Source organism: uncultured Capnocytophaga sp. (assembly GCF_937936315.1).
Lineage (GTDB): Bacteria > Bacteroidota > Bacteroidia > Flavobacteriales > Flavobacteriaceae > Capnocytophaga.
The window spans coordinates 1-13,079 of the sequence record NZ_CALGWU010000016.1; the positions used below are offsets into that span (position 1 = coordinate 1).

12 protein-coding genes are annotated in these 13,079 nt (G+C 37.6%); 11 read left to right on the forward strand and 1 reads right to left on the reverse strand.

From position 1 onward, the window contains the following. Positions 1-313 precede the first annotated feature (313 nt). The gene (locus Q0162_RS02250; RefSeq protein ID WP_297888460.1) at positions 314-2,161 is read left to right on the forward strand and encodes a leucine-rich repeat protein; all 1,848 of its coding nucleotides are present in this window, start codon (positions 314-316) and stop codon (positions 2,159-2,161) included. A 41-nt stretch (positions 2,162-2,202) separates the two neighbouring features. On the opposite strand, the gene Q0162_RS02255 is transcribed toward Q0162_RS02250, so the two are convergent. Continuing rightward, positions 2,203-2,940, reverse strand: coding sequence for an ABC transporter ATP-binding protein (locus tag Q0162_RS02255; RefSeq protein ID WP_297888462.1), 738 nt, complete (start codon positions 2,938-2,940; stop codon positions 2,203-2,205). Between the two features lie 107 nt (positions 2,941-3,047). On the opposite strand from Q0162_RS02255, the gene Q0162_RS02260 reads away from it, so the two are divergent. From Q0162_RS02260 to Q0162_RS02305, 10 genes are all read left to right on the forward strand, one after another. Continuing rightward, complete coding sequence (locus Q0162_RS02260; protein WP_297888465.1) at positions 3,048-3,563, forward strand: GNAT family N-acetyltransferase; 516 nt, start codon at positions 3,048-3,050, stop codon at positions 3,561-3,563. Then, the gene (locus tag Q0162_RS02265) at positions 3,560-4,222 is read left to right on the forward strand and encodes an RNA methyltransferase (protein WP_297888470.1); all 663 of its coding nucleotides are present in this window, start codon (positions 3,560-3,562) and stop codon (positions 4,220-4,222) included. Before Q0162_RS02260 ends, Q0162_RS02265 begins: the two co-directional genes overlap by 4 nt. Next, positions 4,219-4,767 (forward strand): tyrosine-protein phosphatase, encoded by a 549-nt coding sequence (locus Q0162_RS02270; protein ID WP_297888473.1) that lies wholly within the window; start codon positions 4,219-4,221, stop codon positions 4,765-4,767. Before Q0162_RS02265 ends, Q0162_RS02270 begins: the two co-directional genes overlap by 4 nt. Beyond that, positions 4,764-5,861 carry a Nif3-like dinuclear metal center hexameric protein gene (locus Q0162_RS02275; RefSeq protein ID WP_297888476.1) on the forward strand — a complete coding sequence of 366 codons (1,098 nt, stop codon included), beginning with the start codon at positions 4,764-4,766 and terminating at the stop codon, positions 5,859-5,861. Before Q0162_RS02270 ends, Q0162_RS02275 begins: the two co-directional genes overlap by 4 nt. Positions 5,862-5,863: 2 nt before the next feature. Then, on the forward strand, positions 5,864-6,652 hold the full coding sequence (locus Q0162_RS02280; RefSeq protein WP_002678914.1) for a C4-type zinc ribbon domain-containing protein: 789 nt from the start codon (positions 5,864-5,866) through the stop codon (positions 6,650-6,652). Positions 6,653-6,841: 189 nt separating this feature from the next. Then, positions 6,842-7,213, forward strand: a complete 372-nt coding sequence (gene rsfS / locus Q0162_RS02285; protein ID WP_095902310.1) for a ribosome silencing factor — start codon at positions 6,842-6,844, stop codon at positions 7,211-7,213. Positions 7,214-7,217: 4 nt separating this feature from the next. Then, positions 7,218-9,185 carry an ATP-dependent zinc metalloprotease FtsH gene (gene ftsH / locus Q0162_RS02290; RefSeq protein ID WP_297888483.1) on the forward strand — a complete coding sequence of 656 codons (1,968 nt, stop codon included), beginning with the start codon at positions 7,218-7,220 and terminating at the stop codon, positions 9,183-9,185. A gap of 50 nt (positions 9,186-9,235) precedes the next feature. Continuing rightward, a complete protein-coding gene (locus Q0162_RS02295) occupies positions 9,236-10,219 on the forward strand; it encodes a polyprenyl synthetase family protein (RefSeq protein WP_297888486.1) in 984 nt (327 codons plus the stop codon). Between the two features lie 99 nt (positions 10,220-10,318). Then, positions 10,319-11,032, forward strand: a complete 714-nt coding sequence (locus Q0162_RS02300) for an HmuY family protein (protein WP_297888489.1) — start codon at positions 10,319-10,321, stop codon at positions 11,030-11,032. A 70-nt stretch (positions 11,033-11,102) separates the two neighbouring features. Beyond that, complete coding sequence (locus Q0162_RS02305; RefSeq protein ID WP_297888493.1) at positions 11,103-13,043, forward strand: TonB-dependent siderophore receptor; 1,941 nt, start codon at positions 11,103-11,105, stop codon at positions 13,041-13,043. The last annotated feature ends 36 nt before the right edge of the window (positions 13,044-13,079 follow it).

Genomic DNA, 13,079 nt, shown 5'->3' on the forward strand with positions numbered 1-13,079 from the left:
AGGACTTATAGCTTATTCTTTCTTTGATAAAAAGCCTTCTATTAATTTGCAAGAAGACATTGTTGATCTAAAAAGACTCGTTGCTGCTTAAATCGAACTCACGTTATTTAACACAAAATTTTATCTATAATCAAAAACATTTTTTATAATTCTCAAAAAAACAACAACCTCCTTTTAAAAAATCCTTAAATTGAAGCTAAAAACATATAAACAAGAAAAATCTATCAAAGACTTATTTTTTAAATTATGGCACACTTTTTGATAGAATTGATTAATTTATGTTTTTAATATTTTTAATAGTAATTTAACATTAATGAAAAAGATTGTTTTTTTGGCAATGTTTATAGGTTTTAGCCTTGCCAGTGTACAATGTTCTAAATCAATAGAAGAGCGTATTATAGAGCGTGAGCGTACTAATACTATTCTATCAGGGGTTACAACTCCTGCTACTGCTATAGGTAGTATAGGAGATTATTATATAGACCTCAGCAATGTAAATCTCTACGGACCTAAAACTACCGAAGGTTGGGGATCCCCTATAAGCCTTAGAGGTTTGCAAGGAGAAAAGGGAACTAATGGACAAAATGCTCCTGTACCACACATTGACAACGATGGCTATTGGTATATAGGTGATAAGAAAACTACCGTTAAAGCACAAGGGAATAATGGCATTACCCCTACTGTCTCTATTGATAATGATGGCTATTGGGTAATAAACAATGTAAAAACTAACATTAAAGCTAAAGGAGAAAAAGGTGATAATGGACAAAATGGCATTACTCCTACTATCACTATCGATAGTGATGGCTATTGGGTAATAAACAATGTAAAAACCAATATTAAAGCTAAAGGAGAAAAAGGTGATAATGGACAAAATGGCATTACTCCTACTATCACTATCGATAGTGATGGCTATTGGGTAATAAACAATGTAAAAACCAATATTAAAGCTAAAGGAGAAAAGGGTGATAATGGACAAAATGGTACCACCCCTACTATTACTATAGACAACGACGGATATTGGGTAATAAATGGTGTAAAATCAAATACCAAAGCTAAAGGCGAAAAAGGTGATAATGGACAAAACGGCATCACCCCTACTATTACTATAGACAACGACGGACATTGGGTAATAAATGGTGTAAAATCAAATACCAAAGCTAAAGGAGAAAAAGGTGATAATGGACAAAACGGTATCACCCCTACTATTACCATCGACAACGATGGATATTGGGTAATAAATGGTGTGAAATCAAATACTAAAGCTAAAGGCGAAAAAGGTGATAATGGACAAAATGGGATCGATGCCCCTAAACCTAACATCAAAGATGGCTTTTGGTATATTGGCAATCAGAATACCAATATAAAAGCACAAGGTATTCAAGGTGAAAGAGGACTCCCAGGAAAAGATGGTTCCAAAATATATGCAGGACAAGGTATACCTACTTCTGAAGGTGTAGAAGGAGACTATTACATCGATACTGAAGCTAAAATATTCTATGGCCCTAAAACTAATATAGGTTGGCCTTCTACTGGAATTTCCCTTACATCTCAACATGTTAACATGACAGATTATGAACTTAGTCCAGATGGGAAAACATTACTAAAATGGAAGAACGATAAAACTCGTTTTATTGACATGAACACCGACCCTAAACTAAAAGATGTAGAAATTATAGCTGACAATGCTTTCAATGCAGAAATTAATAGTTTAGCATATGAATTAAGAGCTTTCATTATTGGAGATAAAGTAAAAGAAATAGGAAAAGCCTTTTATCTATGTACTAAATTAACTAGTGTGGAAGTTTCAAATGAGAATATAAGAAGAGAAATTACAAAAATTAAACCACAAACTTTTGTCAATTGTACTCATTTGCAAAATGTAGATATTCCTTCAAGTGTTACTACTATTGAAACAAGAGCTTTCACTGGTTGTGATAGACTTACTACAGTGATACTCCCTGAAAATGTAAGTAATATAGCACCTAGTGCTTTTATGAAATGTAAAAATCTACATACAGTTATTATACACAACCCTAACGCTTTTACTATAAGTAATAACGCTTTTAATCAAACATTATTGCGCAATATCTATGTACCTTCAGGAAAAATAGAGGCTTATAAAACATCAAATACTAAATATAGAGACTTGATCAAATAAAGTACAAATAAAAAAAGCTACCATTTTGGTAGCTTTTTTTATTATTTGTTATTTGTAACTTGAATAAACGCTTCTTCTAAATTATACACCTCTGCCTCCTTAATCAGTCGCTCAGGCGTATCTTCTTTTATCAATTGCCCCTCACTCAATATCCCTATGCGGTTGCAAAAATCCTGCGCCTCCTGCAAATGGTGTGAAGTATACAATGCCGACATTCCTCTTGCATTCAACTCTTTTAAATAATCAATAATTATGTTTTTAGATTGTACATCTACCCCTACAGTAGGTTCGTCCAAAAAAAGCACTTCAGGTGTATGTAGTATCCCCGCTACTAAATTGATACGACGCTTCATTCCCCCCGAAAAATGAGCAATTTTCTTATCAGCTACAGTTGATAAAGCAACACGCTCAAGAGCTTCATCTGTTTTTACTTTTAGTTCCTTCCCTTTGAGTCCATATAGGCTCCCAAAGTAATGTAAATTCTCTCTCGCGGTAAGTGTGGGATACAAAGCGTATTCTTGTGGTACAACGCCTATTTTATATCTCAAAGAAGGGTCTTTATAGGTAAGTCCTGCAATAGTAAAACTCCCCATAGTAGGCTTAATACTTCCAAAAAGTATTGACATCAAGGTCGTTTTCCCTGCTCCATTAGGTCCTAAAATACCATAAACTTCTCCTTTCCTCACCTCAAATGACACATCATTCAAGGCAAGAACTGTAGCTTCTTTATATTGTTTGCTGAGGTGTCGTACCTCAATCGCATTTGGGGTTGTATTCATAACATAAAAAACTTAAAAGTGGGGCAAGTTAGCGAAAATTTGTCAATGAGCAAAGTTTTTTCTATTTTTGCCCTCTGTTACCTGTCTTTTGTCACCTGATTATCTAATTGAATAAGACCCAAAAAATACAACTCAAAGTAGCAACCCCAGCCGATGCTTCTGCCATTTGGGCAATCTTATCCGCTGCTATCCAGCGTCGCAAAACCGAAGGTAGCAATCAGTGGCAAGACGGTTACCCTAATGAACAAGTAATAGCGAATGATATTGCCAAAGGTTATGGCTATGTACTTGTAGAAGATGACGAAATAGTAGGTTATTGTGCCTTGCTTATCAACGATGAACCCGAATATGCCCATATCAAAGGCAAATGGCTCACCTCTGGCGATTTTGTAGTTTTTCATAGGGTGGCTATTGCACCTAATCATTTAGGAAGAGGTTTAGCAAAAATACTATTGCAACAAATAGAACAATTCACTTGCGATAATGGCATTCACTCTCTGCGCGCTGATACCAATTTTGACAATACCCCTATGTTACACCTCTTTGAGAAATTAGGTTATCAGTATTGTGGTGAAGTTACTTTCAGAGGAAGTTCCCGTAAAGCTTTTGAAAAAATATTATGAACAAAAAACTACTTTCTTACTTAGAACGATTTATTACTGAAGAGCGCAAAGAGCGTTTTTTAGGGATTATAGCACAGCGCACCAATCACTTTACGGTAGCGATGGAAGATGTATTCCAAATGCACAACACTAGTGCTGTTGTGCGTACCTGCGAAGTATTTGGCGTGCAGCAAGCACATAGCATTGAAGGTCGCTTTGGCAAACGCCTTGATGCCAAAATAGCAATGGGAGCTCAAAAATGGGTAGATGTATTTCGTTATAACGACACTCAAAGTTGTATTGATAGCCTTCGCGCACAAGGTTACCAAATAGTAGCAACCACCCCGCATAAAGACGCCTATTTTCTCAACGATTTTGATATCACTAAAAAAAGTGCTTTTTTCTTTGGCACAGAAAAAGAAGGACTCTCAGCACAAGTACTTTCACAAGCCGATACTTTCTTAAAAATACCAATGGTAGGCTTTACCGAAAGTTTAAACATCTCGGTAGCAGTGGCTATTGTATTACAACAACTCACTGATAAACTCCGTCGTAGCGAGATAGCTTGGCAACTTAGCGATAACGAACGCCTTAATACGCTTATTCACTGGACAAAACAATCAATTCGCAATGTGAATGATGTCCTTACACGATATGAAGAAATAAAAAACACTCTATGAAAAAAACACTTTTAATTTGCTTTATTTTATTCACTTTTCTACCCTTGTGGTCACAGCATAAAGCTACCCTTATACACGCTGATGCTAACTTGTACAAAGTGGACAGTTTGCTCTACAGAAGTGAACAATTAGTAACTGAAGATAAGGCTATTATTAAGAATATCCCTATCAAATCAATTATAAACCTACGCTATTTCACACGTTCAGGCGATAAAAAAAATTTCAGTTCCTCTGATAACATCAAGCTCATCAATCATCCTTTGCTCACTTGGCGCATCAAAGCCCCTGAAATAGCGCAAACACTGAAAATTATACGCGAACACCAAAAGCAAGGGGCTGTACTAATTCACTGTTATCACGGTGCCGATCGTACAGGTATAATGGTAGCAATGTATCGTATTATTTATCACAATTGGACAATAGAACAAGCTAAAAAAGAAATGCTTAATGGTCCTTATGGTTACCATAGTGTATGGAAAAACTTAGAAGCTCTGTTCACTGAAAGCACAGTTAAAGAGGTGCGCAAACATTTAGGAATGCTATGAAAGTAACAGACATTATTCAAGAATTAGAAAAACTCGCCCCTCTGCAATATGCTGAAGGGTTTGACAATGTTGGTTTATTAGTAGGTGATGCCAATGCTGAAGTAAAAGGGGTACTCATTACCTTAGATACTCTCGAAGCGGTTGTAGATGAGGCTATTGCCAAAAAATGCAACCTTATTGTGAGTTTTCACCCTATTATCTTTAGCGGACTCAAATCTCTCACAGGAAAAAACTATGTAGAACGTGTGGTGATGAAAGCCATTCAGCATCAAATTGCGATCTATAGTATGCACACGGCTCTCGATAATCAGTTCTTAGGAGTAAATGCATCTATCTGCAATCGTTTAGAATTGCAAAACAGACGTATTCTCATTCCTCAACCTCATACCATTCAAAAACTCATCACTTATGTACCAAAATCCGATGCCAAAAACCTTCGCAAAGCTCTTTTTGCAGCAGGTGCGGGCAATATAGGCAACTATGCTGAGTGTAGTTTCAATCTTGAAGGTAAAGGCACTTATAAAGGAAATGAGGATTCTCACCCTACCATTGGCGAACCTAATGTATTCCATACTGAAGATGAAACCCAAATAGGAGTGATTTTCCCTAAACACTTACAACGACAAATATTGCAGGCTCTTCGTCAAAATCACCCTTATGAAGAAGTAGCTTTTGAGATATATACACTCGAAAATGAACACCAACATATTGGGATGGGAATGATAGGTGAACTTAATAAATCTATGCCCGAAAAAGATTTTTTAGCTTACCTAAAAGAACGTATGCAAGTGAGTGTAGTGCGTCACTCGGCATTGCTTGGTAAAGATGTAAAAAAAGTAGCAGTTTTAGGTGGAAGTGGTGCTTTTGCTATAGAAAATGCCAAACGTGCAAAAGCTGATGTTTATATAACAGCCGACCTCAAATACCACGAATTTTTCAAGGCTGAAGGGCAAATTCTCCTTGCCGATATAGGTCATTTTGAAAGTGAACAATACATAAAATCACTTTTATTTGACTATCTTTCAAAAATTTTTCCTACCTTTGCCCTCTCAATATCAAATGTGGATACCAATCCTATCAAATATTATTCGTAAATATGGCACAAAAAGTGGATATTACTGTAGAAGAAAAACTAAGAGCTCTGTACGATTTACAGCTAATCGACTCAAAAATTGACGAGTTGCAATACACTCGTGGCGAACTACCTTTAGAGGTATCTGACCTTGAAGATGAGGTAGAAGGACTCAAAAAACGTCACGCTAAATTCAAAGAAGAATTAGATGCTTTACAAGCGGGTATCGCTGAGAAAAAAGCAACAATTGAAGAGGCTAAAGCCCTCATCAAAAAGTACACTACCCAGCAAAAAAATGTCCGCAACAACCGCGAGTACACTTCTTTGTCTAAAGAAATTGAATTCCAAGAATTGGAAGTACAGTTGGCTGAAAAACGCATCAAAGAAGGTAAAGCGCAAGTTGACCAAAAGAAAGAGGCTATCAAACAAGTAGACGAACGCAAAGCCCAACGCGATGCCCATCTCAAACACAAAAAAGCAGAACTCAACTCGGTATTAGCCGAAACTGAAAAAGAAGAAGCCTTCCTTAAAGAAAAAGCTGAAGAATATGCTGCTAAAATAGAGGATCGTTTGCTAAAAGCCTACCAACGCATCCGCAGCAGTGTAATGAATAAATTGGCAGTAGTACCTATCCAGCGCGGTGCTTCTGGTGGTTCTTTCTTCACTATCCCTCCACAAGTTCAAGTGGAAATTGCTTCTCGTAAAAAAATAATCACCGATGAACATAGCGGACGTATTTTAGTGGATGCTGCTTTAGCCGAAGAAGAAAAAGAAAAAATGGAAGCTCTCTTCAAAAGTTTCAAAGCTTCTTAATAAAGAAATATAAAAATCAAAAATCACAAAATCAGCTGTTTAGTACAATACTAAACAGCTTTTTTCATTTCTTACCCTCTATCTTTTACTTCCTATCTATTAAAATCTTTTGTTTTTGTGAAAGGAAAGTATTATCTTTGCGCGCTTTCACGAAGCACTTGTAAATTTAAACTATAAAAACAAAAAACATTGAATAAAGAAATATCATCAAACCAGCTTATTAGCAATATTATTGCTGGTATAGAAAAAGTAAAAGGCACTGATATCACCATTATGGATTTACGCGAGGTTGAAAATACCGTATGCGATTATTTTATCTTGTGTAATGGTTCTTCTAACACCCAAGTATCGGCTATTTCAGGAGCTATCCAAAAAATTGTCAGCCAAGCCGATGGACATCAACACCCTTGGCACGTTGAAGGCGAAGCCAACGCCGAATGGATTCTCATCGATTATGTAGATGTAGTTGTTCATATCTTCCAAACAAAAGTACGTGAGCATTACGACCTCGAAGGTCTTTGGGGTGATGCCAAATTTATCAATTTAGAAACTAACTATTAAATATATGTCGGATAACAAAAGTAACGGAAATCGCTTTTCAGCCTACTGGCTATACGGCGTATTACTGCTCATTCTCATAGGATTCAATTACTATTCAGGAGCGAGCTTTTGGTCTCAACCTAAAGAAATTCCTCAATCTAAATTTGAGGAATACCTCAGTAATGGTGATGTAGCTAAAATCATCATCTTAAACCGCAAAGAGGCTAATGTATACCTCACCGAGGATGCCCTTAAAAAAGAAGAACACAAAGAGGTGAAACCTACAGGCAATTCTCTTATGCAGGGGGCTAATGCGGGCGAAGTACCTCAATATCGCTTTGAATTAGGCGACTTGAGTAACTTCGAAAATCGTTTTGACCAAATTGTAAAAGATAACAACCTCAGTACCACTCGTGAGAATAAAACACAACAAAATGTAATCGGCGATTTGCTATTCACTCTCTTGCCTATTATAGTTGTCATAGGGTTATGGATATTTGTTATGCGCCGTATGGCAGGTGCTGGTGGTGCTGGCGGCATATTCAGTATCGGAAAATCTAAAGCGCGTATGTTCGACGAAAAGAAAGAAACTCGCGTAACTTTCCAAGATGTAGCTGGTTTAGAAGGTGCTAAAGAAGAGGTACAGGAGATTGTAGACTTTCTCAAAAACCCCGATAAATATACCTCATTAGGGGGTAAAATACCTCGCGGGGCTCTGCTTGTAGGTCCTCCAGGTACAGGTAAAACACTCCTTGCCAAAGCGGTAGCAGGTGAGGCGCAAGTGCCTTTCTTCTCTCTGTCTGGTTCTGATTTTGTAGAGATGTTCGTAGGGGTGGGCGCTTCTCGTGTGCGCGATCTCTTCAAACAAGCTAAAGAAAAATCTCCATCTATTATCTTTATCGACGAGATTGATGCTATAGGTCGTGCTCGTGGTAAAAATGCAATGACTGGTGCTAACGACGAGCGTGAGAATACGCTCAATCAATTGCTTACTGAAATGGATGGCTTTGGCTCTCACACCAATGTAATTGTACTTGCTGCTACTAACCGCGCCGATATTTTAGATAAAGCCCTAATGCGTGCTGGGCGTTTCGACCGCCAAATTTATGTGGAACTCCCGAACTTGAACGAACGCAAACAGATTTTCCAAGTACATTTGCGCCCTATAAAAACAGCTGAAACCTTAGATATCGATTTCTTAGCAAAACAAACTCCTGGTTTTTCAGGTGCTGATATTGCCAACGTTTGTAACGAAGCAGCCCTTATTGCAGCACGTAAAGGTAAAACAGCTGTGAGCAAACAAGAGTTCCTTGATGCAGTAGATAGAATTGTAGGTGGTTTGGAAAAGAAAACTAAAATCCTTACTCCTGAAGAGCGTGAGGCTATTGCTTTCCACGAAGCAGGTCACGCTACCGTAAGCTGGTTATTAGAACACGCCGCTCCATTGGTAAAAGTAACTATTGTGCCTCGCGGACAGTCACTCGGTGCAGCTTGGTATCTACCCGAAGAGCGACAAATTGTACGCACCGAACAAATACTTGATGAGATGTGTGCTGCCCTTGGCGGTAGAGCTGCCGAAAAAGTAGTATTCAATAAAATATCTACAGGTGCTCTCAGCGACCTCGAAAAAGTAACCAAACAAGCCCGCGCAATGGTAACTATTTATGGGCTCAACGAAAAAATCGGTAATCTTACCTACTACGATTCTGCCCAGTCCGATTATAGTTTTACCAAACCGTATAGTGAGAAAACAGCTCACCTCATCGATGAAGAAATTTCTAAAATCATAGAAGAGCAATACCAACGTGCTATTGATATCCTCACCGAGAATAAAGATAAACTCACCACTTTGGCTAACTTGCTATTAGATCGTGAAGTTATCTTCCGAGATGACCTTGAGAATATTTTTGGAAAACGCAAGTTTAAAGACCCTCACAATAGTAATGAAGAGGAAACTCCTTTAAAAACTGAAAATACTTCTCCTACAGAATAAATTTTAAAGGCTTCCTTTTGCAAAAGGAAGCCTTATTTATATAAAACAAAATGAAAATAACTGCTCAAATAAAAGAACCTATACGTGAAGAAATGGAACTTTTTGAACAGAAGTTCCGCAATTCAATGTCGTCTAAAGTAGCCTTGCTAAATCGCATCACCTATTATATAGTAAATCGCAAAGGCAAGCAAATGCGACCTATGTTTGTTTTCTTAGTAGCCAAAATGCTTTCTGATGATAGTAAAGTAAGTGAACGTACTTATAGGGGTGCTTCAGTTATAGAACTCATTCACACTGCTACTTTGGTGCACGATGATGTGGTAGACGATAGTAACAAACGCCGTGGTTTCTTTTCCATTAATGCACTTTGGAAAAACAAAATAGCTGTATTAGTAGGTGATTATCTGCTTTCTAAAGGCTTGCTCCTCTCTATAGACAATGGTGATTTCGATCTATTGCGCATTATCTCAGTTGCTGTGCGCGAAATGAGTGAAGGTGAGCTTTTACAAATAGAAAAAGCACGTCGGTTAGACATCGTAGAGGAAGTTTACTACGAAATTATCCGTCAAAAAACAGCGACCCTTATTGCGGCTTGTTGTGCAATGGGAGCTTGCTCAGTACAGCCCGAACAACCTGAACTCATAGAAAAAATGCGCCTCTTTGGCGAGTATATAGGAATGGCTTTTCAAATAAAAGATGACCTCTTCGATTATACCGAAGATGCAATCGGAAAACCTACTGGTATAGACATCAAAGAGCAGAAAATGACCCTCCCTCTTATCTATGTACTCAATACTTGTACAGAAAAAGAAAAGCAATGGCTCATCAATTCGGTAAAGAAATACAACAAAGACAAAAAGCGTGTAAAAGAAGTGATTTCCTTTGTGAAAACTCACAACGGATTAGAATATGCTACTGCCAAAATGAAAGAGTTTCAACAAAAAGCACTCAATATTCTCAACGATTTCCCTGCTTCCTCTTATAAAGAAGCTCTTACCTTAATGGTAAATTACGTAATCGATAGAAAAATTTAGTCCCTGTATTACAAAATAAAATACTAAACTGTTTTGTATAATTCTAAATAATTACTATCTTTGCACCGTTAAAATTAAAACATATAAAAACTAAAAAATATGAGATTACAATTTTTAGCCCCTGCAATTATAGCAGGATTAATGATGTTTACTACTTCTTGTAGTAAAGACGACAAAAAAACGGAAGCTCCTAAACTCCCTTACAAAGAGCAAAAAGTTGATGCTTCATCTTATGACAAATGGGTGTACTTTTCTTTTGAAAATGGTGTAGTAACTTCCACTACAGCAACCCCTACCACTACCGATTGGGATATCGCTTTCAATCGTTATAGTGTAAGAACTAACAGCGGTACTTCTGGCAGTGGTAATGGTGGCGCACTAACTACTAATGAAACCGATTGGAACAAAGTTGCTACCGCTTCTTCTACCGCTTCCTTTACAGTAGATGGCTCTATCTATGTTTTTGAAAGAGGTCAAAACAATCAAGGAGGATTAGGTACTACAAATGCCTCTCGCGTAATATCTGGCGGACACGGAGAAAACTTCTGGAATATGATTTCTAGAATGCCCAATATTGCAAAAATAGATAAATCCTCTATCGTTCACAACAATGGCTGGCTCACAATGGACTATAAACCCAATGGAAATCAACTTGCCCCTAGTTACACCTATAACAATTGGGTATATGTAGTAAAAACACCTGCTGGTAAATTTGTTAAAATCCAACTTACTGATTATAAAAATGCCAAAGATGAAACAGGTTACATTACCTTTAAATACCAACTCGCTAACGATAAAAACGAGTTTAAATAATATTTAAAAACAAGCTTTATAACTGAGGCTGTCTGCTATAGGCAGCCTCTTTTCTATAAATCTACCCAATATGCAAAAGTTTTATATTGCTGTCTTTATATTTTTATATTCCTCACTTATCTTCGCTCAAAACGATACACTTCAAAACGACCTTATCAACTTAAAAGAAGTGATCGTAACAGCTACACGTGCCCAAAAAAACTTAAAAAATGTACCTATCACAGTACAAGTCGTAACTGCTGAAGATATCCGTAAATCACAAGCAACCAATTTTCAATCGTTTTTAGAAACAGAGTTTGCTGGTATCAACTTTACGTATGATGGGGGTATGCCTAACATCAATATGATGGGATTTGGAGGTAAATACGTGCTTTTCTTAATAGATGGTGAGCGTATGGCAGGTGAAACTTTTGATAATATCGATTATAACCGAATCAACTTGGAGGATATAGAGCGCATTGAAATTATCAAAGGGGCGAGTTCTTCTCTCTATGGCTCGAATGCACTGGGAGGTGTTATCAATATCATTACTAAAAATGCCAAAAAATCTTTTGAAGGCGACCTCAGCTATCAATATGAAACTATTGAAAGTCACAAAGCTAATATAGGTATTGGCAGCAAACAACGATGGGGCAATATCCGCCTTACTTCTTTCTATAATTTCCGCGAACCTTATCTCTTAAAAGATCGTGAACCGCTCATTACCTACAAAAATGGTGTAGCAGAACCCTCTCCTAAAAGTGAACTGAACATTGCTGGTTTTACAACCTATGGGGTTACCCCAAAACTCTCTTTTAATTTATCTCCTAAAACCGACCTTACTCTTACACCTAACTACTATTTCAGCGAACGTAACCAAGGCGACCGTGATGCCGAAAGAAAAAGAGAACGATACTACAACTATACTATGTCGGCTAAACTAAATACAGCTCTCACCGAAAGCAAAAAACTAAGTCTCTCAGGAGCTTTTGATCGCTACGACAAGTTTAACTATTTCCCCTTATTAAAAGAAAAAGAAAAGAATTACGAGAACACTTTAGCACGTGCAGGAGCACAATACAACCAATCGTTATGGACGAAACATTCCTTAGTAGCAGGAGCTGAAATATTTTCAGATGAACTCCTCAGTTTCCGTTTCAACGAAACAGGTACTGAAGCTAAAGAAAACGCTCAAAACTATACCCTTTTCACCCAACAAGAATGGACGCTCTCTCCAGCCTTTACTTTGGTTACTGGGGTGCGTGTAGATTACCATTCTCTCTTTAAAGAACATTTCACCTATCGCCTCTCAGGAATGTTAAAAGTAGAATCTTTCACCTTTAGAGGGGGCTTTTCTTCGGGCTTCCGCTCCCCTACCCTCAAAGAACTCTACACCAATTGGTTTCACCCTTGGGGAGGTGGTTTCCAAATAATAGGCAACAAAGACCTCAAACCCGAAAGTAGTAACAATTTTAATTTTTCCGTAGATTTTGATAGCCCCAAAGTAAATATTACCGCTATGACGCAACTCTCACTAATGAAAGACAAAATAGACTATCGTTGGACAGTTGCCAGTGACACCATCCGTTATATCAATTTCAAGGACAAAACACAAATTATAAGCTCTGAACTCGCAGCCTCTTATCGCCCTACCAAAGCCTTGCGTTTCAAAGCCTCGTATGCGTACTATTACATTAGCAATAGTGCCAACGAAAATCGTCCGCATACCCTTACCCTAAAAGCTGAATATATACCCAAACACAATGCCCTATACATTCCTAACATAGTGTTTAGTGGCAAATACGTAAGTGCTACTCGCATTCACGAAACCGACACCAGCAACAACCAACTCTATACCTATTACGAACCTTATAGTATATGGCAGTTACAAGTTTTTTCCAAACTGCCCTACCACCTCACCCTCACCGCTGGAATTGACAACTTTTTCAACTACATCACTCCTACTACCAGTTTCTACTCCAGCATCTCAAAAGGTAGAACCTACTCATTAGGACTCAAATGGAACTATTAAGTGAAAAGTGAAAAGTGAAAAATGAAAAGTGAAATT

What these genes read in the sequence shown, in the direction of transcription:
- Q0162_RS02250 (WP_297888460.1), top strand. Translation starts at nt 314, where the DNA reads ATGAAAAAGATTGTTTTTTTGGCAATGTTTATAGGTTTTAGCCTTGCC.
- Q0162_RS02255 (WP_297888462.1), bottom strand. Translation starts at nt 2,940, where the DNA reads ATGAATACAACCCCAAATGCGATTGAGGTACGACACCTCAGCAAACAA.
- Q0162_RS02265 (WP_297888470.1), top strand. Translation starts at nt 3,560, where the DNA reads ATGAACAAAAAACTACTTTCTTACTTAGAACGATTTATTACTGAAGAG.
- Q0162_RS02270 (WP_297888473.1), top strand. Translation starts at nt 4,219, where the DNA reads ATGAAAAAAACACTTTTAATTTGCTTTATTTTATTCACTTTTCTACCC.
- Q0162_RS02275 (WP_297888476.1), top strand. Translation starts at nt 4,764, where the DNA reads ATGAAAGTAACAGACATTATTCAAGAATTAGAAAAACTCGCCCCTCTG.
- Q0162_RS02280 (WP_002678914.1), top strand. Translation starts at nt 5,864, where the DNA reads ATGGCACAAAAAGTGGATATTACTGTAGAAGAAAAACTAAGAGCTCTG.
- ftsH (WP_297888483.1), top strand. Translation starts at nt 7,218, where the DNA reads ATGTCGGATAACAAAAGTAACGGAAATCGCTTTTCAGCCTACTGGCTA.
- Q0162_RS02295 (WP_297888486.1), top strand. Translation starts at nt 9,236, where the DNA reads ATGAAAATAACTGCTCAAATAAAAGAACCTATACGTGAAGAAATGGAA.
- Q0162_RS02300 (WP_297888489.1), top strand. Translation starts at nt 10,319, where the DNA reads ATGAGATTACAATTTTTAGCCCCTGCAATTATAGCAGGATTAATGATG.
- Q0162_RS02305 (WP_297888493.1), top strand. Translation starts at nt 11,103, where the DNA reads ATGCAAAAGTTTTATATTGCTGTCTTTATATTTTTATATTCCTCACTT.